The 23,544-nt window shown below is 36.1% G+C and carries 18 protein-coding genes, 7 pseudogenes and 1 riboswitch; of the genes and pseudogenes, 12 read left to right on the forward strand and 13 right to left on the reverse strand.

The features are described from left to right. Positions 1 to 54 precede the first annotated feature (54 nt). On the reverse strand, positions 55 to 762 hold the full coding sequence (locus H1D32_RS14525) for a class I SAM-dependent methyltransferase (protein WP_261179002.1): 708 nt from the start codon (positions 760 to 762) through the stop codon (positions 55 to 57). Between the two features lie 83 nt (positions 763 to 845). Continuing rightward, entirely contained in the window at positions 846 to 1,880 is a 1,035-nt protein-coding gene (locus H1D32_RS14530; RefSeq protein ID WP_261179003.1) for a ThiF family adenylyltransferase, read from the reverse strand. 164 nt (positions 1,881 to 2,044) lie between these two features. On the opposite strand from H1D32_RS14530, the gene H1D32_RS14535 reads away from it, so the two are divergent. Then, complete coding sequence (locus H1D32_RS14535) at positions 2,045 to 3,868, forward strand: aldehyde ferredoxin oxidoreductase family protein (protein WP_261179004.1); 1,824 nt, start codon at positions 2,045 to 2,047, stop codon at positions 3,866 to 3,868. Positions 3,869 to 4,022: 154 nt separating this feature from the next. On the opposite strand, the gene H1D32_RS14540 is transcribed toward H1D32_RS14535, so the two are convergent. Together H1D32_RS14540 and H1D32_RS14545 are read right to left on the reverse strand one after the other, a co-directional pair. Further along, positions 4,023 to 4,283, reverse strand: a complete 261-nt coding sequence (locus H1D32_RS14540) for a MoaD-like domain-containing protein (RefSeq protein ID WP_261179005.1) — start codon at positions 4,281 to 4,283, stop codon at positions 4,023 to 4,025. A 3-nt stretch (positions 4,284 to 4,286) separates the two neighbouring features. Then, positions 4,287 to 4,562: a ubiquitin-like small modifier protein 1 gene (locus H1D32_RS14545; RefSeq protein ID WP_261179007.1), complete on the reverse strand. Its 276-nt coding sequence runs from the start codon at positions 4,560 to 4,562 to the stop codon at positions 4,287 to 4,289. 114 nt (positions 4,563 to 4,676) lie between these two features. Between H1D32_RS14545 and H1D32_RS14550 the strand changes: the two genes are divergently transcribed. Then, entirely contained in the window at positions 4,677 to 5,417 is a 741-nt protein-coding gene (locus tag H1D32_RS14550; RefSeq protein ID WP_261179008.1) for an SDR family NAD(P)-dependent oxidoreductase, read from the forward strand. Between the two features lie 131 nt (positions 5,418 to 5,548). On the opposite strand, the gene H1D32_RS25010 is transcribed toward H1D32_RS14550, so the two are convergent. The 3 genes from H1D32_RS25010 to H1D32_RS14560 are packed head-to-tail and all read right to left on the reverse strand — an operon-like array spanning position 5,549 to position 7,683. Then, positions 5,549 to 6,367, reverse strand: coding sequence for a hypothetical protein (locus H1D32_RS25010; protein WP_314733414.1), 819 nt, complete (start codon positions 6,365 to 6,367; stop codon positions 5,549 to 5,551). Between the two features lie 56 nt (positions 6,368 to 6,423). Further along, positions 6,424 to 7,065, reverse strand: a complete 642-nt coding sequence (locus tag H1D32_RS25015; protein ID WP_314733415.1) for a hypothetical protein — start codon at positions 7,063 to 7,065, stop codon at positions 6,424 to 6,426. 27 nt (positions 7,066 to 7,092) lie between these two features. Next, positions 7,093 to 7,683, reverse strand: a complete 591-nt coding sequence (locus tag H1D32_RS14560; protein ID WP_261179009.1) for a xanthine phosphoribosyltransferase — start codon at positions 7,681 to 7,683, stop codon at positions 7,093 to 7,095. A gap of 128 nt (positions 7,684 to 7,811) precedes the next feature. Continuing rightward, a riboswitch (purine riboswitch) is annotated at positions 7,812 to 7,913 on the reverse strand. Positions 7,914 to 8,520: 607 nt separating this feature from the next. Between H1D32_RS14560 and cimA the strand changes: the two are divergent. Together cimA and trpB are read left to right on the forward strand one after the other, a co-directional pair. Next, a pseudogene (gene cimA, locus H1D32_RS14565) lies at positions 8,521 to 10,137 on the forward strand (citramalate synthase); the annotation flags it as partial. A gap of 71 nt (positions 10,138 to 10,208) precedes the next feature. Then, complete coding sequence (gene trpB, locus H1D32_RS14570) at positions 10,209 to 11,381, forward strand: tryptophan synthase subunit beta (protein ID WP_261179010.1); 1,173 nt, start codon at positions 10,209 to 10,211, stop codon at positions 11,379 to 11,381. 117 nt (positions 11,382 to 11,498) lie between these two features. On the opposite strand, the pseudogene H1D32_RS14580 reads toward trpB, so the two are convergent. Both H1D32_RS14580 and H1D32_RS14585 read right to left on the reverse strand, forming a co-directional pair. Next, a pseudogene (locus tag H1D32_RS14580) lies at positions 11,499 to 12,454 on the reverse strand (TIGR03943 family putative permease subunit). Between the two features lie 178 nt (positions 12,455 to 12,632). Next, a pseudogene (locus H1D32_RS14585) lies at positions 12,633 to 13,663 on the reverse strand (permease). A gap of 230 nt (positions 13,664 to 13,893) precedes the next feature. On the opposite strand from H1D32_RS14585, the gene H1D32_RS14590 reads away from it, so the two are divergent. Beyond that, entirely contained in the window at positions 13,894 to 14,886 is a 993-nt protein-coding gene (locus tag H1D32_RS14590) for a CobW family GTP-binding protein (protein ID WP_261179013.1), read from the forward strand. A 47-nt stretch (positions 14,887 to 14,933) separates the two neighbouring features. Here H1D32_RS14590 and H1D32_RS25450 read toward each other — a convergent pair. Beyond that, a pseudogene (locus tag H1D32_RS25450) lies at positions 14,934 to 15,325 on the reverse strand (undecaprenyl-diphosphate phosphatase). Beyond that, positions 15,322 to 15,762: an undecaprenyl-diphosphate phosphatase gene (locus tag H1D32_RS25030; protein WP_314733418.1), complete on the reverse strand. Its 441-nt coding sequence runs from the start codon at positions 15,760 to 15,762 to the stop codon at positions 15,322 to 15,324. The pseudogene H1D32_RS25450 and the gene H1D32_RS25030 overlap by 4 nt, the downstream one beginning before the upstream one ends. A gap of 266 nt (positions 15,763 to 16,028) precedes the next feature. Between H1D32_RS25030 and H1D32_RS14600 the strand changes: the two are divergent. The 3 genes and pseudogenes from H1D32_RS14600 to H1D32_RS14610 all read left to right on the forward strand — a co-directional run. Then, a pseudogene (locus H1D32_RS14600) lies at positions 16,029 to 16,406 on the forward strand (fluoride efflux transporter FluC); the annotation flags it as partial. Further along, positions 16,403 to 16,804 (forward strand): fluoride efflux transporter CrcB, encoded by a 402-nt coding sequence (gene crcB / locus H1D32_RS14605; protein WP_261179014.1) that lies wholly within the window; start codon positions 16,403 to 16,405, stop codon positions 16,802 to 16,804. The pseudogene H1D32_RS14600 and the gene crcB, both read left to right, overlap by 4 nt. Next, on the forward strand, positions 16,805 to 17,443 hold the full coding sequence (locus tag H1D32_RS14610; protein ID WP_261179015.1) for a TlpA disulfide reductase family protein: 639 nt from the start codon (positions 16,805 to 16,807) through the stop codon (positions 17,441 to 17,443). Between the two features lie 246 nt (positions 17,444 to 17,689). On the opposite strand, the gene H1D32_RS14615 is transcribed toward H1D32_RS14610, so the two are convergent. Further along, positions 17,690 to 18,604: an aldo/keto reductase gene (locus tag H1D32_RS14615; RefSeq protein ID WP_261179017.1), complete on the reverse strand. Its 915-nt coding sequence runs from the start codon at positions 18,602 to 18,604 to the stop codon at positions 17,690 to 17,692. 145 nt (positions 18,605 to 18,749) lie between these two features. Between H1D32_RS14615 and H1D32_RS14620 the strand changes: the two genes are divergently transcribed. Beyond that, positions 18,750 to 19,820: a DUF3866 family protein gene (locus H1D32_RS14620; protein WP_261179018.1), complete on the forward strand. Its 1,071-nt coding sequence runs from the start codon at positions 18,750 to 18,752 to the stop codon at positions 19,818 to 19,820. A gap of 3 nt (positions 19,821 to 19,823) precedes the next feature. On the opposite strand, the gene mciZ is transcribed toward H1D32_RS14620, so the two are convergent. Beyond that, on the reverse strand, positions 19,824 to 19,961 hold the full coding sequence (mciZ, locus tag H1D32_RS14625; RefSeq protein ID WP_261179019.1) for a Z-ring formation inhibitor MciZ: 138 nt from the start codon (positions 19,959 to 19,961) through the stop codon (positions 19,824 to 19,826). A 569-nt stretch (positions 19,962 to 20,530) separates the two neighbouring features. Here mciZ and H1D32_RS14630 point away from each other — a divergent pair. The 3 genes and pseudogenes from H1D32_RS14630 (at position 20,531) to spoIIM (ending at position 23,446) form a co-directional block, all read left to right on the forward strand. Further along, positions 20,531 to 21,048, forward strand: a pseudogene (locus H1D32_RS14630) (NUDIX hydrolase). A gap of 1 nt (position 21,049) precedes the next feature. Next, a complete protein-coding gene (locus tag H1D32_RS14635; RefSeq protein WP_261179020.1) occupies positions 21,050 to 22,222 on the forward strand; it encodes an endonuclease Q family protein in 1,173 nt (390 codons plus the stop codon). A 581-nt stretch (positions 22,223 to 22,803) separates the two neighbouring features. Next, positions 22,804 to 23,446: pseudogene (gene spoIIM / locus H1D32_RS14640) on the forward strand (stage II sporulation protein M). The last annotated feature ends 98 nt before the right edge of the window (positions 23,447 to 23,544 follow it).

The following is a 23,544-nucleotide window of genomic DNA, read 5'->3' on the forward strand; positions in this document are numbered from 1 at the left end:
CATGAAAAAACGTTATTAATGTTTGATTAGTTGCTTTACACTTTGAAAAACATATTATTTAATACATCGAAAAACTCGGTAGCCTAATCGTCCAGAGTATTTTTGTAATAGCTCGGTATGTGACTGTAGAATTCCGAATAATTTTGGATCAATAAAATCAGAGGGATCGTTATTATCGGAAACAATTTGGTTGCTTCGTTCGTTATCTTGCTCAATTATGACCTCTGAAAAACCTGCATTAGCGAATTTTTCTTTCCACTCAGTTTCTAATAATACTTGCTTTACACCGTACACTTGGGAAATTTCTTTTTTCTCGGTAGCAGAAAGTTTTTCCTCGGCAGTCATTTCGATTGCAAGTAGCTTTCCTGACTTTTTTAGGACGCGAGCGAATTCTGGAAGAGAAAGGTTTGAATGTGTAAAGGTAATTACAGATTCTGCAATAATATAGTCAAAAATTCCATCGCTAAAAGGAAGCTTTTCAGCATTAGCCTTAATTAACTTTATAGCTAGACCAGCGTTATCGAAGCGTTTCTTAGCTTTATTTATCATCGTACTATGCGTATCAATTGCTATAATTTCACAATTATATTCTTTTGCTAGGAAAGTGGCAGTTTCCCCCGTTCCACATCCAATATCCAGAAGCTTCATGTCTGGCATAATATTTTCAGAAGCAAAAATTTTCCTCGTTAACATGGACCCACCTGGATGAGCACTGCTAATACCAAGATGGGCAATCATATCAGTGTAAGTGAATTTCCTCATGTTTTCAAACCCTTTCAAAAACGTTTGCTTTAATCTATGCTGTAGGACTTAGAAAGGGAACAAAGGTAAACATAAAAAGTAAGCTATTCTCCTACTAAAGTAGAGTAGAGTCGTTTAGCGATCATCGTATCTGTGGTCCCGTGAATCAAGAGTCTCCCATTTTTAAATAGTGAAAGCTGATAATCGTCGTATTTCATTCGTAATAGATAGGGAGTTTTTTCAATTTTACCTATGTTTGACCATCTTGTAATAATATCGTCAAAGTTTAATGTTATCGCTTCATTCATGGGTGCTATTTGAATTGAATCCCGTCCACACAGGGAAGAAATAAGTTGGGCTGAATGCTTCATATTTAAAAAATCAAAATTTCTTTTTTGACAACACGGGCATTCTTTGTTTAAGGAGTTCTGAAATGGGAATTCATCAAAGTCATTCTTCCAAACATCTAGCTGGATCATTTCTTCACGTAATGCTTCAGTATCTTCGATTAAGAGCTTTAATGCTTCAGTTGCTTGATAAGAAGCGATGATATGAACAACCGTACTTAATACCCCAACTGTATCACATGTTTCTGCATGGCCAGTTTCGATATTGGGGAATAAGCAACGAAAGCAAGGGGTTTTGTTAGGAATGATTGTCGTTGTCATTCCGCGGGAATGAACAACGCCACCGTATATCCAAGGGATGGCTAATTTAATACTTATGTCATTTATGAGGTATCGAATTCTCATATTATCAGTGCCATCTAAGATTAAATCTGAACCGGATACAATTGCTTCTATATTATTAGTATTTACGTCTTCAATATAGTCAACGATTTTTACAGCAGAATTAATAGCTGATAATTTTTGCTTAGCAGCGATTGCTTTAGGAATATGGTTACGGGCATCTTGTTCATCAAAGAGCATTTGGCGCTGGAGATTACTTTCTTCAACGATATCGCGATCAACAATTCTTAGCTCTTTAATGCCTGCACGAACAAGATGGTTAGCAAGTGCAGTTCCTAGTGCACCGATTCCGATGATGGTTACGGTTTTTTTGCTTAGTTGTTCCTGACTAACTTTCCCTTCAGGCCAAAATAGTAATTGACGCGAATATCTAGTAAAAATATTGTCCATTTATTAGTCTCCCTATTGGTCTATTAGTATTGAAATTTTCGTACATATAATCATAGATTTAAAACTAGTTTATCTTATAATTTTTGTAGGATAAAGAGGATTTTTTGTATAAGTTGGAGAATTAGTTAATTGATTCACACATTATTTTTTTAGGAGGTTTTTTCATGCAACTAGGTGGTTATCGCAATCACGAAGCGTGGGTAAATTTAACCGATGGTAAGATTGAGTATCGCAAACTTAATGAAGCTGATGTGAAGAAGTATGTAGGAGCAAGGGGCTTAGGTGTAAAGTATATGGTTGACAACCAAGTTTACAATGCTGAACCATTTTCACCTGATAACATCCTTGCAGTTATGACTGGTCCACTAACAGGTACAAGAATTCATATGAGTGGCCGTCTTTGTACAGTTACGCGTTCTCCGTTAACGGGTACTGTAACTGATTCCCATTTAGGTGGTTGGACAGCAGCTCGTTTAAAGTGGGCAGGCTTTGACAATTTAATCTTTACAGGAAAAAGCGAAAATCCAGTTTATTTATATGTAGAAGATGGAAAAGCTGAATTGAGAGATGCTTCTAATCTTTGGGGAAAAACAACACGTGAAACAATAAATGCTTTACAAGAGCTTTATGGTAAAAAAGATACTAGTGTGATGGCTATTGGCCAAGGTGGAGAAAAGCTGGTGCGCTATGCGGGTTGGATGAACGAAGATGATCGTGCAGCTGGGCGTGGTGGAACTGGTGCAGTAGCTGGTTCAAAAAACTTAAAGGCTATTGTAATTAAAGGATCTCAAAGAGGAAATATGCCAGAACCTGCTCTACCGGAAAAGTACCCTGCTGCGATTAAGGCGGGTTTAACTGCTATTAATGAAGGCGCTTTAACGGCACCGAACAAAGGTGGTTTATCAGTATACGGTACAAACGTACTTATGAATATTATGAATGAAGTTGGTGCTCTTCCTTACAAAAACTCACAAGAAACTTATTTCGAAGAGGCAGATTTAATTAGTGGTGAAGCCATTCGTGATGAACTTTTAGTTGCTGAGCCAACATGTCATGCATGTCCAGTAGCCTGTAAGAAAGAAGTTGAAGTAAAAGAAGGTAAATACCAAACAAGAACTGAAAGTTATGAATATGAATCAGCTTGGGCATTAGGGGCTAACTGTGGTACTTCTAATAAAGAAGCTATTGCCTACTTAATAAATCAATGTAACGATTATGGAATCGATACAATTGAATTAGGTCATATCTTCTCAGTGGCTATGGAAGCATATGAAAAAGGATTAATTGAAGACAAAATTGAGTGGGGAGATGTTGATACGATGATCGCTTGGGTTGATAAAATTATCAGCCGCGACGGAATTGGTGACATCTTAGCGGAAGGTCCAGGTAGAGCTGCCGCGCAATTCGGAAATGCAGATTTAGCGATGGTAGTTAAAAATCAAGCTATTCCGGCATATGACCCACGTGGTGTACAAGGAATTGGTTTGGCTTATGCGACTAGTAACCGTGGTGCCTGTCACTTAAGAGGATACACGATTGCAGCTGAAATCGCAGGGATCCCTGAAGCTGTTGACCGTTTCCAAGTAGAAGGAAAAGGCGCATTATTAAAAATATTCCAAGACCTACATGCATTCTCTGATTCTCTTGACCTATGTAAATTCTCATCATTCTCTGAAAATGCAGATCTTTATGCGCAACAATACTCTGCAGTTGTCGGAATTGAACTAACAGGCGACGACATTTTGCGAATTGGTGAAAGGGTTTACAATATTGAAAGATATTTTAACAATCAAGCTGGTTTTGATGGGAAAGACGATACGTTACCTCAACGTTTCTTAACCGAGCCTGCAACGGGCAATTCAGCAGGGGCAGTTAGCCACTTAGCGGAAATGCTGAAAGAATACAATGAAGTACGTGGCTGGAATGATGGTGTTGTAACTCCAGAAAAACTTAAAGAGTTAGAAATTGAGTTAAGTGTAGAAGCATAATCTCAGGAAATAAAGCTATCCAAAAGCAAAGTGTCAGTTACTAATTAGTGAACTGACACTTTGAAGATAGCTTTATTTAATTATGTAGGGCTCTTTTCATTAAGGGTGTTACGAGGAATGAATTGCAAATTTTTTCTGGATCAAGTGTCAGCTTTTAACCACCAGCTCGAAAAGTTTTTTTTCTAAAGTTTTTGAGAACTTCTTTCAAACTATCTAGATCTGTTGAACTAAACACTAGTTCAACCCTCGGAATCCAAGATTGAAACATATGAAACCGATCCTCGTCGGAAATATAACAAGTCCAATTATTTGCCCTATAAAGGTGGTTATCACTTTCAATCGCCCCTAATTGAAGTAAATAAATGATTAGCTCTTTTCTAGATATCCCACGAATTTCTAATTTTTCCTCTACCATTATTTAGCCACCTGCAACAGGAGGGAATAATGCAATTTGATCTGTTTCTCTTACAAGTGTTGTTAAGCCGTCTAAATGAATAATATTTCTTCCGTTAATAAACACGTGAACGAGCGGTTTTAATTTATTATCTTCAGTAAATAATTCTTCAGCCATTAAAGGAAAGCGTTCAATTAGCTTAGTTAATACTAAAAAAATAGCTTGGCCATCTTCTATAGGCAAAGTAACAGTTTTTCCACCACAAATTTCTCGGAAATTAGCAAAAACTTTTATAACCATTCTATCACCCCTTTCTCTTATTATTATAGAGAAAGTAATTTTTGACAATAAAAATGATTATGTAAAAATAATAGAGTCATACTAGTAACGAATTTTTAGAAAAGGGATGAACATATGAAGCAGAAAGTGGTAATTGTAACAGGGGCAGCTAAAGGGATTGGCAGGGAAATTGCATTAAGCTATGGGAAAAGGCACTATAAAGTCGTTGTTGTCGATATAGATCGCGAGGAAGGGGAGGCAGTAACAAAAAAAATTAATGCAAATGGAGGACAAGCGATCTACATAAATACAGATGTCGCAGTACCAGAGCAAATTAAGGAACTTTTTCAAAAAATAAAAGAAAACTTTGGGCAGCTTCATATTTTAATTAATAATGCAGGTGTTTCTAAATGGGTGTCACCCTATGAATTATCGGTTGATGATTGGGATGAAATCATCAATATTAATTTAAGAAGTGTATTTTTATGCTCTAGAGAAGCGGCTAGGATGATGAAAGATGGTGGCGGTGGGTCGATTGTAAATATATCGTCGACGAGAGCATTAATGTCAGAGCCGAATTCAGAAGCCTATGCAGCGTCAAAAGGTGGAATTTTAGCGTTGACTCACGCTTTAGCGGCGTCACTTAGCATAGACAATATCAAAGTAAACGCGATTAGTCCTGGGTGGATTGAAACGGGGGATTATCAGGAGTTACGAGAGATAGATCATAAACAACACTTTTCAGCAAGGGTTGGTAAACCGAGCGATATTGCAAATGCTTGCCTATATATAACGGCTGAAGAAAATGATTTCATTACGGGAGCAAATTTGGTCATTGACGGAGGTATGACCAAAAAGATGATATATGAGGAATAGTAAGGTGGCTGTCCCAAAAGTGTCTGACACCACGCGGATCCTACTATATATAGACGTACAGATATATCATATGTCTAATTTCGGTTCCTAGTGGTGTCTGACACTTTGTTTTGGACAGCCACTTCATTTTGTTATGCAGCTCGTTTCTCTGAACTCAAATTAGTAGAATCAGAAGCGGTAACTTGTTTAAGAGCATAAATGCTAAAGAAAACGCCAATTAGAATGTATCCAAGCATGAAATCCTGAGCAGCACCTAGCTCTAGTTTTGGTGCATGCATTAACCCAACGAATGATAATCCTGCACCGATAAAGGAGAATAGAGCTGCTTTTTTAAAGTTATTATCAATAATGAAGACTGTAATTGCACCTAAAATAATCCCTGAGAACATTGCACCCTGACCGAGTGGAACAATGGCAGTTGAAAAGTTAGCTACAGCTTCACCAGCTGTATTATTGAAACGAGACATAATAAAGTTTGCCAAATATGGTAGCATAGCTAAAACAACTGCCGGGTAGTATTTTCCCTCATTTGTCCCAAAGGCAGTTGAAACCATTGAAATACCAACAAAGACAAGAATAGGTGCAACTACTGAAATTGGTATAATTGCCGATAAAGCAGCGATGACACCAAACATCGCTGTAATTCCAAAAACGACTGCATTAAGAATACTATAGCCGCGACCAGCCCCCATCCACTTGGAACCTACTGAAGCGATGTAAACTGTAGTTGGGAACATCCCCCCGAATAAAGCACCAATAACTGTCCCTGCTCCGTCTACAGCTTGACATTCTCTTACGTCGTAGCTATCTCCTTCAGCCGCCATTGCTTCAACATTGTTCATCGTTTCAACAGCGTTATAAATCGTAATAGGTAAGATAACAGCTAGTAGAGCAATCATCGTTCCAAATAGAAGCCCCATGCCTTCAAAAGCGGCAAACGTCGGGAGCATTGGATAAAAACCAAAGTTTGCAAGTCCTTCAGAGATTTTAGCTGGCTCAGAATAACCTAATGTAATGCTAGTACAGTCCCTATTATAATGGCAAATAGAGAAGCGGGAATTTTAAAAGGTAAAGCTACTTTCCCAATTAACCCTACTAGTATTACGGCTAATACAACTAGGCCGACTACTGGCATTTGGAATGTACGAAACAACATTTCACCAGCAATAAATGTTAATGCGACACCAGCCAGTGCTCCAAGCATAGCTGCACGTGGGATATTGTTTCGAACCCAATTTCCAGTAGCACTTAATAAAATTTCAATCACGCCACTTAACATGCAGGCAGCAAGAGCAATCTTCCAGGCTAACTCAGGATCACCTGTTAAAACATTGGCCGGGGCCAAAACTCCAAATAGGAATACAAACATGACAGGAGTACTTATCCCGTAAGAAAGTGCTGTAACATTTGATCTACCTTCTTTAATTGCTAGTTTATTTGCCGAATAAGCGTAATATAAGTTACCTACCATTACTGCAACAGCGGCACCAGGTATTACTTTTCCAAATACAATGCTAGCTGGAAAACCCATTCCTAACATTGTTACCGCGATAATGACAAAGTTAGCAAGATTGTTCTGAAAAAGGGCGAAGAATGCGTCTGTATCTTCTTTTTTGTACCATGGATAATGAATTTGTTTTGTAGACATTTTTTTCTCTCCTTTAATTTAGCTTTTTTAGTTATTTATTAGATTTTCTTCAAGAAATTGAACTCTATTATTTTCAAGAGAAGCTAACCTTGCTAGCGCTTCTACGTTGTAGCCTGCAGCTTCTAATTTTTCACGACCGGGCTGAAATGATTTTTCAATGACAATGCCAATACCAGCTATAGTTGCACCAGCTTGTTCTACTAAAGTGGCTAGTCCAAGAGCAGCTTCGCCATTTGCCAAGAAGTCATCAATGATTAATACATGATCATCGCAAGAAATAAAGTCTTTTGAAACTGTAATTTCATTTGTTTCATTTTTTGTGTAGGAGTAAACCTTTGCAGTTAACAGATTTGAACTTAATGTTAGGGACTTCTTTTTTCTTGCGAATACAAGGGGAATGTTTAACTCTAAAGCTGTTGTTAGAGATGGTGCAATACCCGATGACTCAATGGTAAGTATCTTGGTAATTTTTGTTTGTTTAAATCTTTTTGCAAACTGTTTGCCAATTTGCATGACAAGCATTGGATCAATTTGATGATTTAAAAATGAGTCTACTTTAAGTACACCTTTTGAAAGTACAACTCCTTTGTTAATAATTGCTTCTTTTAACTCTTTCATATTTGCGTTCCTCCAGTTGATAAAAAATAAAAAGCTCAGACTCTATCATTACCCACTAGGAGTGAATGAAAGAATCCGAGCTTTGAGTTCTCGAATAAAATAGTAAATAACTATATTTATAAAATACAGCTACTGCTACATCCACTCGTAGTCGAATTATTTACGGTAATTCGGTAGAGACTCGCAGGCCATATTCCTGCTATTATACGAGATCTAACTTATTTATTGTTTGTAGTATGGATTATAGCATAATTTTCTCGGGGAAAGTACCAATTTACGAATATTTTTTAAATAAAATTTATTTTTGTACGTGTTTTCTTGGTTTGCGTAGGTTTCAAATAAGTCTTTTTACGTAAACATTGTTGCTAGTTAATACAAATTAGTTTTATAAATATAAATTTTTTCCCGTTATACAAATCATAAATTAGAAGAGAAATTAGTGTTTCAGGTAAATTATCCTCTAATTAAAAGGCTGTTTTCGAAAAGTTTGTTTGTTTCGTAAAAATCCAAAAATCCGAATTTTACACATACATACTAGAATTCACTACTTATTTAGTAAAGTATTGCTCTTTTCTAACTGAATTTATTGGGCGATATTTCCACCTAAAGAATTTCTCCAATAAAATTAGGTTAAAAAGTAACAATGTTTTAGAAAATAGTCCATTAAATTGAAAAATCCAAATATAAAAGTAAATATTCAATATATTTTAATTTGTTTGAAAATACATGGAAATTATAAAAAAGCTGTGATATACTTTTATCCATTATCAACGAGATTTTAGCGAGTAAAACCGTTAAAGCGAATCGGCTTGAATTGGGGGGGGTTAGTTTGAAAGAAAAGTTTTTCTCTATGACACTACCTTACGTGATGGTACCCAAGGTGAAGGGGTAAGTTTGTCAGTAGATGATAAATTGAAAATTGTAAAAAAACTAGATGAGCTTGGGATCCATTATATTGAAGGTGGTTGGCCAGGGGAGTAATCCAAAAGATATGGAATTTTTTAAAAGGGCCTAAAGAGCTCAACTCACCCACGCAACAAATCACCGCCTTGGAAGTACTAGAAGAATCGGAGTGAAGGTAGAGGAGGATGAAAACCTCCTAAAACTCGTAGAGAGTGCGGTTAAAGCGGTAGCAATTTTTGGCAAGTCATGGGACTTTCAAGTTGAAAAAGCATTACAAACGACCCTAGAAGAAAATTTACAAATGATTGCAGAAACGGTCAGTTTTTTAAAAATAAGAACCTTCATGTAACATTTGATGCCGAACATTTCTTTGATGGTTATAAACAAAATAAACATTATGCTTTAAAAGCAGTTTCTACAGCAGAATTGGCAGGTGCTGATTGTATTGCGTTATGTGATACAAATGGTGGTACATTACCTCATGAGATTACCGAGATTGTAAGAGATGTTTGTAGCAAGGTCAGTATCCAAGTAGGAATTCATTGTCATAATGATAGTGAAGTAGCTGTTGCTAACTCTCTTGCTGCAGTTCAAGCAGGAGCAAGGCAAATCCAAGGCACTATGAATGGTTATGGTGAACGTTGTGGTAATGCTAATTTAATTTCGGTTATCGCTAATTTACAATTGAAACTTAACTATCAGTGCATTGAAGCTGCTAAGTTAAAGACTTTAACCTCAATATCCAAGTATGTTCATGAAATAGCAAATCAGGTTACTCCAAGTAATCAGCCATTTGTTGGGAAAAGTGCGTTTGCCCATAAAGGAGGAATGCATGTTAATGCAGTCCTAAAGCATCCACAAACATATGAGCATGTAATGCCTGAATTAGTAGGTAATAAACGTCGGGTTCTTGTTTCTGAGCTTTCAGGACAAAGCAATCTTATGTTCAAAGCTAAGGAATGGAATTTTAAGCTTAACAAACAGGACCCTACGTCAAAACAATTGTTAGAAACAATCAAAGAAAAAGAGCATGATGGTTATCAATATGAGGCCGCAGAGGCTTCGTTTGAATTACTAGTAAGAAAAAGCTTTAATGACTGGAAAGATTACTTTTTATTAGATAGTTATAAAATATTTATTGAAAAAAATGGTGATGATGTATTCTCAACAGAAGCTGTTGTGAAACTTGCAGTTCAAAGTGAGCTAGTTTTATCAGCTGCAGAAGGGAATGGACCTGTCAATGCTCTTGACCATGCTTTACGGAAAGGGTTAGAGCAATTTTATCCAATCATTAAAAAGATGTATTTATCTGATTACAAAGTGCGAGTTCTTGATGAAACAGAAGCAACGGCATCGAAAGTTCGTGTTCTTATAGAATCATCTGATGGAAAAGAAAAATGGAGTACAATTGGTGTTTCTGGTAATATCATTAAAGCGAGTTGGCTAGCATTAGTTGATAGTGTTCAATACTATTTAATGAAGCATGAAAGTGAGATTAAATTAGTTTCTCCAATGAAGGAAGAACCCTGTCTTGGTGTAAGTAATCACTAGTCATGCGAAGTTTATGATTTGGAATTTATGAAAGTATGAGAAGCACAGTTATTTAGAAAGGATGAGACGAGATGAGCAAAGTTGAGGCAGTTAATAACAAGGGCTATTTTGGAGAGTTTGGAGGAAGTTTTGTTCCACCACAGTTACAACCAGTGTTAGATCGATTAGAAGAGGCTTTTATATTATATAAAGATGACCCAGATTTTAATGATGAGTACCTCTATTACCTTAAAGAGTACGTTGGTCGAGAGAACCCACTTACATTTGCAAAGCGGCTTACGGATAAGCTAGGTGGGGCAAAAATTTATTTGAAGCGAGAAGACTTAAATCATACCGGAGCACACAAAATCAATAATGTTATAGGACAAATATTATTAGCAAAACGAATGGGGGCCCGCCGTATTATTGCAGAAACAGGTGCAGGTCAACACGGTGTGGCTACTGCCACAGCATGTGCAATGTTGGGCTTAGAATGTATTATTTATATGGGAGCAGAGGATATCCGGCGCCAAGCTCTTAATGTGTTTCGCATGGAGCTTTTAGGTGCAAAAGTTGAAGCAGTTCATAAAGGTCAAGGGCGTCTAAAAGATGCTGTAGACGAAGCACTGAACGATTTAATCAAAAACTATGAAAATACGTTTTATTTACTAGGTTCTGCAGTTGGACCACATCCGTTTCCTTCAATTGTCAGGCACTTTCAAGCGATTATTAGTAAAGAATCGAAGCGTCAAATTTTAGAGAAGGAAGGCCGCTTACCTAATTTAGTCATTGCTTGCGCCGGTGGGGGAAGTAACGCGATTGGAGCTTTTGCGGAGTATATTGGTGACGAAGATGTACGCTTAATAGGAATAGAGCCTGAAGAAGCTGCAAGCCTTACAAAAGGAACTCCAGGTGTGTTACACGGCTTTAAATGTTTAGTTTTACAGGATGAAGAGGGGAATCCGTTACCAACACATTCTATTTCTGCAGGTTTGGATTACCCTGGAATTGGCCCAGAACATAGCCATTTAAAGGTCAGTGGACGCGCCGAGTATTATACCGTCTCTAAGGAAGAAGTTCTTCACGCATTTCAGGAGTTAGCACGTATTGAAGGAATAATTCCAGCATTAGAAAGTGCACATGCAGTTGCTTTTGCGTTGAAGGAAGCGCCACTACTTGGTGAGGACCAAATCATTATTGTAAATATATCTGGTCGTGGAGATAAAGATGTAAATGAGGTTGCTTTATTGCTCAAACAAATGTAAAAACAAATGGGATGACTACGAATGAGTCATCCCATTTATGATGTTAGAAAACCTGCCCCGAGATCTTGATATCGTGACATTACTAGCTTTTTTAAGAGGTTCTTGGAGAAAATAGCCTTAATTATTAAAGCTCGGGTATACATATGGTGATTGTGGCTCAGCTACAACAGTTACTTCCCTTAAGTGTATGACAGGCAATTGATAACCGTGATACTCAGTTTTATGAATAGTCCCACGAACTTTGATCCACATATCATTTTCAAAGAGATAAGCATCCTCGGTTTCAATTAATGTCCCATATACACCTGCATCAGCAGTACAACATGTCATTGAAAATCTGGCTACGACGAGTCTATTTTCTTCAAAATCCTGTTCGCGAAACACAAATCCAGTAATTTCCATTTCTTACCGATAAATTTTTCTAAGTGTAAGTCAAGGAGAGTCATAACATCTAAATAGTTTTGGTCTGTTACTTGAATGACCGATTCCTTAAGTAATTCGGACATTAGTTCATCATAATACTCGCTAAACCAATCTTCTTCATAGAAATCTTCAATTTGAAAATGTTCTATTTCTTCATCGATGTCATTGGCATCAAGGCTAGCCAGATATCCTTCAGGATCATTCAAAAATTGATCAGTCCTTGGTGTAGAAGAAGATGGCTCTTCTACAGGTTTCGATAAATTCATTCCTGAACCATATATGATACCGCGGTTTGCGGCGATTGAACTGTTCAGTGCCTGATCTGGTATGATGAACCCCATAAGAAGAGGCAAGATAAAAATTGAGTAGATAAGTAGTTTTGCCCAAACAGGACCTGCAACTTGATGATCTAGTCCACAATCACAATCGATATCCTCTTCGGCTTGTCCTTTCCTTGTACTACGAAAAATTTGAATGATCCCTAGAAGGAAAAATACAATGATAGAGAAATAAATGAAAGGCATCATTTTTGGTGCAATATAATATTTCATATTATCCGAAATAATTAGCCCTAAAATCAGCAGTGCGAAACCAAAAAGGATAATTCCTCGAAGATAAGCATGGAAACCAAGGTCACCGTTATTATTCACATGAACACTTCCTTTCTGACAAATTTAAGATTGATGGTCAAATCAGTTTTTTTATAAGGCTGTTTTCGTAAACTTTGTTGCTTTTAGAAAAGAGCGTATAATAAAGGATCAAAAATTCGTAGATACTTCTAAATGGAAACACAACAAGCTATGAGAAAACGGCTTTGGTAAGGTGTCATTATAAGATAAAAAAGTTTAACAATAAGACAGAGATGAATACTACAATTGTAACAGTTGCCATAAACACTAAGACAAACTTAGTTTTAAAGAAGGCTAGGAGCATAATTGTATTTTTTAGATCAAGCATTGGACCGTAAACTAAAAAGGCGATAATTGAACTTGTTGTAAAATTGTTTGCAAAAGATGCAGCTACAAATGCATCGGCTTCAGAGCAAAGGGATAAAACATAGGCGAAAGCCATCATCACAAACGTTGCTGAATAATCATTTGAACCAAGTGCTTGGAGGATACTTCTGTCCAAAAAGGTTTGGAATAAAGCTGCGATAAAAGCACCAGCGATCAAATATTTTCCCATCATAAAAAATTCATCCGCAGCATGATACATTGTTTGCTTTAAACGATTTACCCTTTTAGCTGGTGTAACATTTGTAATGACTTGTTTACCAATTAGTTCTTCTTTGGTCCATTTTAACTGGTCATTATTTTTACGGAAAATAAAGTAAATGATTGCCCCGATAAGGATTGCTAGGATGAAGGCTAGTCCCATTCTAGAATAAAGAACGGTAGGATTAGACCTAAATGCATAGAATGTCGAAGCAAAAACAACGGGATTAAGGATCGGTGCACCTACTAAAAAGACGACGCCAACATGCAAAGGCATACCCTTTTAATTAACCTTCTTACAACAGGTACAATCGCACATTCACAAATCGGAAAGATGGCGCCAAGTATTGCGGCAGGTATTAAAGCTCCGAGAGCATTTTTCGGTAAGTACCGTTGAATGGTATCTTCGGAAACATAGATTTGAATTAACGCGGATACAAATACACCTAATAATATAAAGGGAAAAGCTTCAATGATAATACTTATAAAAATGGTATTAACATTAACGATACTATCAGGTAAGTTAGAAAAGGTAATAGAACCTTTTACTTTTTCAATGTTAAAAAAGAGCAATAAGAAAACTAGTAATAAGGCAACACCGAGTAAATCTTTTGCCAAAGATGATACTGATTCTTTTATGTTCATACGGATCTACTCCTATTTAGATTATAAGATTATATAGACTTATGATTTAGGATTGCATCGAAGCAATCCTAAAAAAATCTGCATTTTTTCATACCATCTAGTATTCTATCATAAAATCCCTCTTTTATGAACGAACCTTAATATTCCTTTTGTTTAAATAGTAATGATTCCTATTTGTTTTTTTTATAACTTATGCTAAGTTTAGTTTAATTCATGTAGTGGAGGAGATTATGAGAAAAAGAGTTCCTACTTATATTATCACAGGTTTTCTAGGTAGTGGGAAGACGACGGTTTTACAAAATCTACTTACCTATTGTAAAGATAACAATCGTAAGCCTGCAATCGTCTTAAATGAAATCGGAGACACTAATGTAGAGCAAGATTTGTTTCGCGACGATCATGTACTAGAAATGCTAAATGGGTGTATTTGCTGTTCAATTCAAGGTGACTTTACGCAAGAGCTTCATTCGTTTTTAATGTCATTAAAGGAAGAAGATGTTCCGGATCTTTTATTTATTGAGGGGACAGGTATCGCTAATCCAATAGAGATTGTCGATGGTTTAACGGATCCACTCTTAATTGATATGGTAGATTTATTTTCAATTATTAATCTAATAGATGGAAGTAAATACATTGAATATCAAAGTATTTTTTCAAGCTCAAAAGACGTTCGTGCTCTCCTAAAATCCCAAGTTACTACAAGCACATACATTATTTTAAATAAAATGGATTTAATATCAGAAAAATTAGCGGAGAAAGTAAAACGTAAAATTAGCGCTTTAAAGAAAGACGAAGCTCTTTTGGTAGAAACAAGTTATGGGGAAGTGGATATTCAGGAAGTACTGGAAAAAAGAATTACGACCCATCGTACTGAGAAATTACCATTAGGGAAATGCGGTTGTACAGATGAACATCATTGTACGACTCACAGCCCTGTGAATAACCACTCATTTCAAGCAATTAAAATTGCTGTGACTAATCCTGTCGATCGGATTCAGTTTGAGAAATGGCTAATGCAACTACCAGAAACGTTGGTCCGTGGAAAAGGGATTGTTCAATTGACAGAGACTGAAGGTTTGTTCCAATTCCAATATGCTTCAAAGCAATTAAAGTTGACGCGAATGAAGGAAGGAAATAAAATTAATCCTTGTTTAATATTAATAGGCGTCGATCTTGACAGTAAAAAGATTGAAGGTTCATATACAGAAACGTTCAGTAGATAATGATAAGGGAGGCCACTCAGATGAGGGCCTCCCTTGTTTAATGTCGCTTAAACATCCATAACTGTTGATGGTTCAACAAATAGGAAAACTAGAATTGCTACTACGAAACAATAAATAGCAAAATAAATCAACTTACTTCTTTTAAGGAAATCAATTAGCCAAATAATTCCTAACCAAGAGCAGAAAAAAGTTGTAATAAATGAAACGATTAGAGCTGGTGTTCCAATCGCAGTAAAGATATCCCTACTAACATCTCCTACTGCTAACACTGTTGAACCTAAGATAACAGGAATAACAAGTAAAATGAATATCTAACTGCTGTATCACGCTCTAAACCGGCCATTAACGCTGCAATTAGGGTTGCACCGGAACGAGATATACCAGGTAAAACAGCCAATGTTTGCGCAATTCCAACGATAATGGAATCAAGGAATGTCATTTCTTTTTCTGAACGGTTACCGTACCGATGAAATTTTCAATGAATACTAACCCTAGCCCAGTAATAAATAAAGTTACTGCTATAAAAGTCGGAGTTTTCATTGTTTCCCCGACAAAGTCTCCAAGTAGGATCCCTAAGACACCTGTAATGATCGTTGCAATAATAATATAAATGGCAAACAGGAAATGAACGCGATTTTCAGCTGATCTTGTTTTAAAAAAGCTGAAAAACCCAATAATCACAGCAACTAGATCTTTCCGGAAATAAATTATAACAGCTAATACAGAAGCTAAATGTAAATAAATTTCAAACGCTAACCCTGGAAAGGTGGTTCCTAAAATAAGTTGTGTAATTACGATATGGGCTGTACTAGAAATAGGTAAGAATTCCGTTAAACCTTGAATAATTCCAAAAATGATAGCATCTAATATAGACATAATGTCTCCTTCCTATGTAACAAAATCACTGATAACCATTCTAGCAAATAAAGTGATTTAAATAAAGGTGTTTTATTATTTGTTTTGTCATATTTAACTGTGTGAATCTCATAATTACCTTAATCGAGTGAATAATGAAATTCATGAACTAGAAACGCCATTGAAACTTCTATAAAGGTTCTTTATACTTTAAGTTGCATAAATACAGTAGAGAGAAGAGATTACATGAATCGTAAGATAGTAAAAACCTTTTTGCGGTAGGGCTAGGAGGCGCATTCGGTACGTTATTTCGGTATTTTATCAATATCCAAACAGTTTCAGTCTTATTCCCTCTTGGCACGTTATTGGAAAATCTTATAGGAAGCCTAATATTAGGGTTTTTAACAGGGTTGCTCGTTCATATGAAATTTTCAGAGACTTGGAAAGTAGGTCTTGGAGTAGGTTTTTGCGGTGGATTTACAACGATGTCTACATTAGCGGCCGATTTTTATGGTCTTTTACAAGCTCCGGAAGTTTTTAACTCAATTATTTATCTCTTGGCTTCTATAGTTGGAGGAGTTTTCCTAGCATTTATAGGGTATTTACTTGGTGAAAAGCAAAGTTCTCGTCTCCATTCTACTAAAAAAGCAGGTGAGACAAATTGAATCTCGTTTTCGTGATGGCAGGAGGAGCTATTGGTGCGATGACTCGTTATGGGGTGGGGCTTTATATAATGAGAAAGGTTCCACAGCCACCGTTTCCACTTGCGATGCTCGTTGTTAATGTAATTGGCTCATTAGGGCTAGGGATTTTTATAGGTACTAATTATGCTGAACTCGAAGTAACAGTCCTTTATGAAGCACCGCTTTATTTATTCGTTGGTCTTGGTTTTTTTGGAGCTTTCACAACTTTTTCTACTTTTAGTGTTGAAACAATGCTCCTTTTACGACAAGGCAAGGTGATAGTAGCTTTTATTTACGTATTGCTTTCAATGGCCTTGTCGATTATCTTTTTTAGCGGTGCAATTTTGTTGTTAACAAGTAATTACTTTGGAGGGTATTAAATGGCAAAAAATCGTTTTATAAGTTTTATGATTACGATTGTCGCTGTGGCTTTTATCGTATTTGTGGTGGTTGATAATCTGAAACAAGAAGATGATCAAATGACAGTTCCAAATGAAGAAGAAAATGTAGATGAAGAGGCTACAGTAAGCTCACCTTATATTGCTAAGGATGAAATTGGTTTATTACGTGGGATGTTTGCCCCAGATTTCACCTTGCCATTATGGGATACAAAAGAAGAAAAAGCTTTATCTGACTTTCGAGGTCAGATTGTTGTTCTAAATCTTTGGGCATCATGGTGTCCGCCTTGTCGAGACGAAATGCCAGATTTAATAGAATTACATGAAAAGTATCAAGATCAGGGAGTGGCTGTTGTCGGGATTAATATGAAGACGCTAGAAAGAAATGAAGAGGCAATAGAAGAGTTTATGGATGAGTTTAATGTGACCTTTCCTACGTTTGTTGATCAGCCCATTGACACTTTAAATCAAAGAGGAATTGTAGAAGCGTTGTACCAAGTCAGGGCAATACCTGCCACCTATATTTTAGATAAGGAAGGTCGAATATTTATCCCAATCCGCGGCAAAGTGAATTATACGATGTTAGAAACAGAAGTGAAAAAGTTACTAGAGTACGAGTAACTATCAAAACTTCATTCGAAATTGTGGTAATAAAATATTATATGAAACGAGAAAAAACAAGCATTCAATGAAGGCTTGTTTTTTCTATAAGGCGGTTTACTCAAAGATTGTCACTTTTATATTAGCTAGTAATCACAAGATAGATCAATGTCAGGGGCATCTATTCTAACTTTTTAGGACTTTTTCGAATATCGACTGCTTTAATGGATAGATTATTTAAATTGTTAGTGCTTTCCCTTTGTTAGTTTAGCGATGCAAGGTATAAAGGCTTCTTTTGACAAGCGTTTCTAATTTGCTTAGCAATTCATTTGAAAGACCATCAATTTCTTGAGTTGAAAGGTTATTTAGAAGTTGTTGCAATGTCCTAGCACCAGGCACAACAGTAGCAGTAGGCTTATTTCCTAAGCAATAATGAAGCGCAAGTTGCTGCAATTCATAATTATGTTGGTGAGCCAAGTGTTGTAAACGGGGAAGTACTTGCGATAATTCTTCTTGAGAGTAATCTAAGTAACCGTCCTCGTTCAATTTTGTCAAAAAAGCTTCGCTCAAAAGTCCTTTGGCTACTGGTCCACGTGCAATCAGACTAATATTTTTTTCGGCTAATAAAGGCATGATTTCCTCTTCAGGTCTTCTGTCCAGCAAACTATACTGCATCATTACACTACTAATGTTTGATTTATTGACATATTCTTTTATTACGTTAGGGCGAATTGAGGATATACCGTAATAGCGAATCCAGCCTTCTTGAATGAGTTCCTCAAATGCCTCAATTGTTTCTTCAATTGGATCATCTATGGTACCACCGTGAAGTTGATATAAATCGATATAATCTGTTTGTAATCTTTTTAAGCTAGATTTTACAGCCTGTTTAATATATTTCTTAGTTGGATTCCAAGTCCAGCCTTCTTTCTGGTCCTTCCACTCATTTCCAACCTTTGTAGCAATTAATATGTCTTGGCGTTTTTTCTTTAAGCTTTTTCCGATTAATGTTTCATTTTGCCCATAATCGTATAGATCGGCTGTGTCAAAATAGTTCACACCCATATCAATTGCTTTATGTAATATATATTCACTTTCTTGGCTAGTTGTACTGAGTGACATGCAACCTAAGCCTATTGTTGATGCGAGTAACTTTGAGTTACCAATGCTTCTTTTTTGCATCTTCTTATCCCCCTTAAATCTTTGTACTCCCTCAAAGATAGCAATGACTAAACGGAATTTCAAATCCTGGAAGGTTAATTAGCTGTGGATAGGTAATAATGTTTTTCAGGGCTGTGATAAATCAAAAAAGAGGAGTTTTTGTTTTATGTATATAGAAAAAAAAGTGACTGTGGAAGAGATCTTGTACGAAGATGATGAGATACAAATCTTAAAAACTTCTGCAGAAGCAAAGAAAGCACTTTTATATCTCTCAATAACTCCAAGGGCAAAAATAGCTGATGAGGTAAATGTTAATGTTACTTCAACCGCGCTAAACTTAGGAACTGGTGGAATGGATATCGTTACTTTTGTATATGGGGCTACCCCGAAGGAAGAATTGTTTCCACAAGGGCATATCATGAAAGCTCGTTATCTTCCTAATCAGCAAACGGTCCTTGCAGTAGAGGCTCAAGAAAGTACATATCATCATCTATTTAAGCGACCGTTTAGCCTAAAGGGGAAAAAAATCTTAATCGGTGAGCTTCATAGTATGATACCAGTTTGTTTTTGGGGAATGGATTTTCTAAAGAATGATGGCAAAATGGTAGTTATCATTAGTGATGAGGCGAGTATTCCGTTAACTTTTAGCCATCATATCAGAACTCTAAAAAGTGATGATCGGTTTGTTACAATTACAATCGGTCAGGCTTTCGGAGGTACATATGAAGCTGTAAATCTCCATACGGGATTACAGTTTGCCACGGAAGTTCTAAAGGGTGATGTTATCTTAGTGACCCTAGGTCCAGGTGTTGTAGGAACCAATACGCTTTATGGGTTTAGCGGGATTGAACAAGCTAATTGGGCAAATACAATTGGTAGTTTAGGTGGTGTACCGGTTTGGATCCCACGAATATCTGAAAAAGATGGTCGGGAACGACATCTTGGTATTAGCCATCATACATTAACACCTTTGAAAAGATTTACATATGTTAGTAGCGTTTTACCTATTCCAGCTGTAAAAAAGGCTATGAGAGAAAGAATTGAAAAGCAACTAGCTGATCTCCCTCAATTACATCAATCCTATTGGGTGGAATTTGAGACTCTTGAAAAAGTGATTAGCCATTGCAATACCTCGAGCCCATTTCCGATCAAAACGATGGGTAGGCGATATGAGGATGACCCGATTTTTTTCCTTGGTGTCGCTGCAGCTTTATACTGGGTTATAGATCATCCTTGAAATTTATTTATTTGATCTTCCTTGGCTATTAATCCATTCTTGAACAGTAGTATATTCTTTCATATATTTCTTTAACATATATTTTATCTGCCAAGCTTTACCTACTAATGTGACTTTTTGTTCTTGAACATATATTTTCATATAATCTACTCCCTTCCATCCGCTTGTCCAATTTTGGTGGAAAGCTATGGTAAACTGTATGAAGTAGTTTTGTTTTTTAGAATAGTTGATACAAAAATATAAGGCTATTCTCGTAAACAGTGTTGCTTTTAACCTAAAATAATTGGGGAAATTCCTTGGATGAAGATATTACCTAATAAATTGAGTAAGAAAAGAGCACTACTTACTAAATAAGTAGTGAAATCTTAGTATGTACTTAAGCAACAAACTTTGCGAAAACAACTATTAGAAAAGATACCCCGAGACCTTAATGTTTAAGGTTTATATGTAATTGAAAAATGATTGTTGCTATTAGCTTTTAGGTCGTAACCAAGCGAATTCTTCACGCTTTGCGTGAAGATTTTGAGAATAAATAAGCCATTGGGACAATAAATTTGTCCCAAAAAAGCTTATTTATTCTCAAAAGACGATCTAAAAGCAACAAATTTTACGAGAATAGCCATTGAAAACAACATTCTATGCAAAAACAGCCAAATATAAAAAGCGAACAAAGGAGAGAGAATAATGAACAATGAATTTTATGAAAAACATTGGCAACGCAATCTATTTTTAAGGGTAAGGTTATAGAGTTGGTTGTCAAAGATGTTGAGCTTCCTGATGGTAAAACGAGTAAAAGGGAAATTGTCCATCATCCAGGTGCTGTAGCAGTCATTGCAGTAACAAAGGAAACAAAGTATTGTTAGTGAAACAGTTTCGTAAACCATTAGAAAAGACAATTGTTGAAATACCAGCAGGGAAACTTGAAAAAGATGAGGATCCATTAGCGTGCGCAAAGCGAGAACTAGAAGAGGAAACTGGTTATAGAGCCATTGACATGAAGCTTCTAACTTCTTTTTACACATCGCCTGGATTTGCTAATGAGCTAGTATATGTTTACTTTACAGATATGATTGAAGTTGGCGAAGTTAATCGGGACGAAGATGAATTTTTGGATGTAATGGAGCTCTCTATACAAGAAGCAGACCAGTTAATTGAGCAACAGATTATTCATGATGCAAAAACAATTTATGCAATCCAATTCTTAAAACTTAAAGGTGGCTTAGTTTAAGTTGAAATCATACTTTGTAGATTTACATATTCATTTAGGAGCAACCGCAACAGGAAAACCAGTGAAAATAACTGCCTCTAAATCAATGACGCTAGAAAATGTCCTAAATGTAGCAGCAGATCAAAAAGGTTTAGGATTAATTGGGATTATAGATTGTCATGTACCAGAAGTTTTACAGCAACTAAACCAACTTCTTGTTGCTGGTGATATCTATGAAAGAGAAGAGGGTGGACTTTGTTATAAAGAAAAAATCACCTTAATTTTAGGATCAGAATTAGAAGTATATGATAGCCGAAGCAAAGGTCCGATCCATGTTCTCGCTTTTTTTCCATATCTAAATTCAATGGAACGCTTTTCATTATGGCTAACCGAAAGAGTCACAAATGTTAACTTAAGTACCCAGAGAATTTATGAGGATGGTGTGGTCCTTCAAGAACAAGTGAAACAGCAAGGGGGATTATTCATTCCTGCCCATGTTTTCACCCCGTTTAAAAGTCTCTACGGTAAAGGGGTAGAACATAGCATAGAAGAAGTTTTTGACTCAAGGATGATTGATGGAATAGAGTTAGGTCTTAGTTCAGATACAACGATGGCAAACCAAGTCATAGAGTTACAGAACTATACATTTTTAACGAATTCAGATGCTCACTCATTAGGAAATATAGCACGTGAATATCAAAAAATAAAAATGAAACAACCAAGCTTTTACGAATTAGTAAAAGCATTAAAGGGTGAAGCTGGTCGTGAGATTGAGAGTAATTTTGGTTTAAACCCTTTGCTTGGTAAATATTATCAGACGACATGCGAACGGTGTTTTGAGCCAGTTACGGAGGGGGAATTCCAAGCGTGCCAAAATTGTGGTCATGGTCAATTTACAAAAGGGGTAGCGGTAAGAATTAAGGAACTAGCTAACCAAGGAAACGCTATACCAAAAAGAAAACGTCCACCATATATCCATCAAATTCCATTACAATTTATACCTACATTAGGTCCAAAAACATTAGAAAAACTTAGACAGCATTTTGAACATGAAATGAATATTATCCATAATGCCACAAAAGAGCAGCTAGAGATGGTTGTTTCAAAGAAGATAGCTGATTATATTCTTAAAGCAAGAGCTGGGGAACTAACGTTCAAAACTGGTGGTGGTGGGAAGTATGGAAAGGTAAAGTAATGTAGGCTAAAAAAAGGGACTCTCGGAAGAAAAAATTCCAAGAGTCCCTTTTTTACTTAGCTCCCGGATCTAAGCTAGGAAAGTATTGGATACGACACAAAATAATAATCTTTTAGAAAACTGTTAACATCAAGGCTCTTTTCGTAACGCTCTTTTCTAAAAGATTTTTGCTATTAGCTTTTAGGTCGTAACCAAGCGAATGCTTGGTTCTTCACGCTTTGCGTGAAGCTTTTGAGAATAAATAAGCCATTGGGACAAATAAATTTGTCCCAAAAAGCTTATTTATTCTCAAAAGACGACCTAAAAGCCACAAGTTTACGAAAACAGCCATTCGTAAACTTTGTGGTTTTATGGACAATAATTCAATAAATACTCCATGTTTCTGCTTTTAAACCTTCTAAATATGAGAAAAGATGCCCCGAAACCTTGATATATTCTTGTCATTACTAGCTATTTTAAAAGCAACAATCTTAGAGAAAACAGCTAACACAAAAAACCTTTTCTATTAATTTGTCATAGAATTCAAATCTTTTATAGAGTGAAGTAGAAAGAACTTAATTAGATTATTGAGGAGGAGAACGATGAGGAGGAAGGCAAACGGAGTTGGGCAAATGGTTGCTTATCATATAGAAGAAAATCGTTCAATTTATATCTTTACAATTGTTTTATTTTTAATGGGAATTATTTTTGGAGCAATAATTGTAAATAGTTTAAGCCTAAATCAAAGACATGACTTACATATATATTTAAGCCAGTTTTTTGGACAAGTAGCAGAAGGGCAACTAGCAGACTCAGCAGCTATGTTCTCACAAAGTTTTGCTCACTATTTGAAATACATCGGCTTAATGTGGGTGCTCGGACTTTCAATTATCGGATTACCGATCAGTTTGATATTATTATTTATTAAAGGTGTAGTAGTAGGTTTTACGGTCGGCTTTTAGTAATCAATTGGGGATGAACGGTTTTCTTTTAGCGTTCGCATCGGTGATGCCTCAAAACTTTATACTGGTTCCAGCTTTTATTGTCATTGCAACTGCCTCTGTTTCGTTTTCACTAAAAATGATCCGTCATCAATTTATCAAAAGAAGTCACGAACCGATTTTTCAGCAGTTTTTACGATATTCTGCCTTAGTTCTTTGCGTTGGGGCAATTTTAGCTGTCGCATCAGCTTTTGAAGCTTATATATCTCCAAACTTACTGAGAATGGTGGTAAACTGGATGTGATATATTGTAATCATTATAAAAAGGTATTTATTTTAAACTATTTTTTATAATGATTTTAATTTGACCCCTTTTCGATTATTGAGTATAATTGATCTAGG

Origin of the sequence: Anaerobacillus sp. CMMVII (assembly GCF_025377685.1) — a bacterium.
GTDB lineage: Bacteria > Bacillota > Bacilli > Bacillales > Anaerobacillaceae > Anaerobacillus.

What these genes read in the sequence shown, in the direction of transcription:
- H1D32_RS14525 (WP_261179002.1), bottom strand. Translation starts at nt 762, where the DNA reads ATGAGGAAATTCACTTACACTGATATGATTGCCCATCTTGGTATTAGC.
- H1D32_RS14530 (WP_261179003.1), bottom strand. Translation starts at nt 1,880, where the DNA reads ATGGACAATATTTTTACTAGATATTCGCGTCAATTACTATTTTGGCCT.
- H1D32_RS14535 (WP_261179004.1), top strand. Translation starts at nt 2,045, where the DNA reads ATGCAACTAGGTGGTTATCGCAATCACGAAGCGTGGGTAAATTTAACC.
- H1D32_RS14540 (WP_261179005.1), bottom strand. Translation starts at nt 4,283, where the DNA reads ATGGTAGAGGAAAAATTAGAAATTCGTGGGATATCTAGAAAAGAGCTA.
- H1D32_RS14545 (WP_261179007.1), bottom strand. Translation starts at nt 4,562, where the DNA reads ATGGTTATAAAAGTTTTTGCTAATTTCCGAGAAATTTGTGGTGGAAAA.
- H1D32_RS14550 (WP_261179008.1), top strand. Translation starts at nt 4,677, where the DNA reads ATGAAGCAGAAAGTGGTAATTGTAACAGGGGCAGCTAAAGGGATTGGC.
- H1D32_RS25010 (WP_314733414.1), bottom strand. Translation starts at nt 6,367, where the DNA reads ATGCTCCCGACGTTTGCCGCTTTTGAAGGCATGGGGCTTCTATTTGGA.
- H1D32_RS25015 (WP_314733415.1), bottom strand. Translation starts at nt 7,065, where the DNA reads ATGTCTACAAAACAAATTCATTATCCATGGTACAAAAAAGAAGATACA.
- H1D32_RS14560 (WP_261179009.1), bottom strand. Translation starts at nt 7,683, where the DNA reads ATGAAAGAGTTAAAAGAAGCAATTATTAACAAAGGAGTTGTACTTTCA.
- trpB (WP_261179010.1), top strand. Translation starts at nt 10,209, where the DNA reads ATGAGCAAAGTTGAGGCAGTTAATAACAAGGGCTATTTTGGAGAGTTT.
- H1D32_RS14590 (WP_261179013.1), top strand. Translation starts at nt 13,894, where the DNA reads ATGAGAAAAAGAGTTCCTACTTATATTATCACAGGTTTTCTAGGTAGT.
- H1D32_RS25030 (WP_314733418.1), bottom strand. Translation starts at nt 15,762, where the DNA reads ATGTCTATATTAGATGCTATCATTTTTGGAATTATTCAAGGTTTAACG.
- H1D32_RS14610 (WP_261179015.1), top strand. Translation starts at nt 16,805, where the DNA reads ATGGCAAAAAATCGTTTTATAAGTTTTATGATTACGATTGTCGCTGTG.
- H1D32_RS14615 (WP_261179017.1), bottom strand. Translation starts at nt 18,604, where the DNA reads ATGCAAAAAAGAAGCATTGGTAACTCAAAGTTACTCGCATCAACAATA.
- H1D32_RS14620 (WP_261179018.1), top strand. Translation starts at nt 18,750, where the DNA reads ATGTATATAGAAAAAAAAGTGACTGTGGAAGAGATCTTGTACGAAGAT.
- mciZ (WP_261179019.1), bottom strand. Translation starts at nt 19,961, where the DNA reads ATGAAAATATATGTTCAAGAACAAAAAGTCACATTAGTAGGTAAAGCT.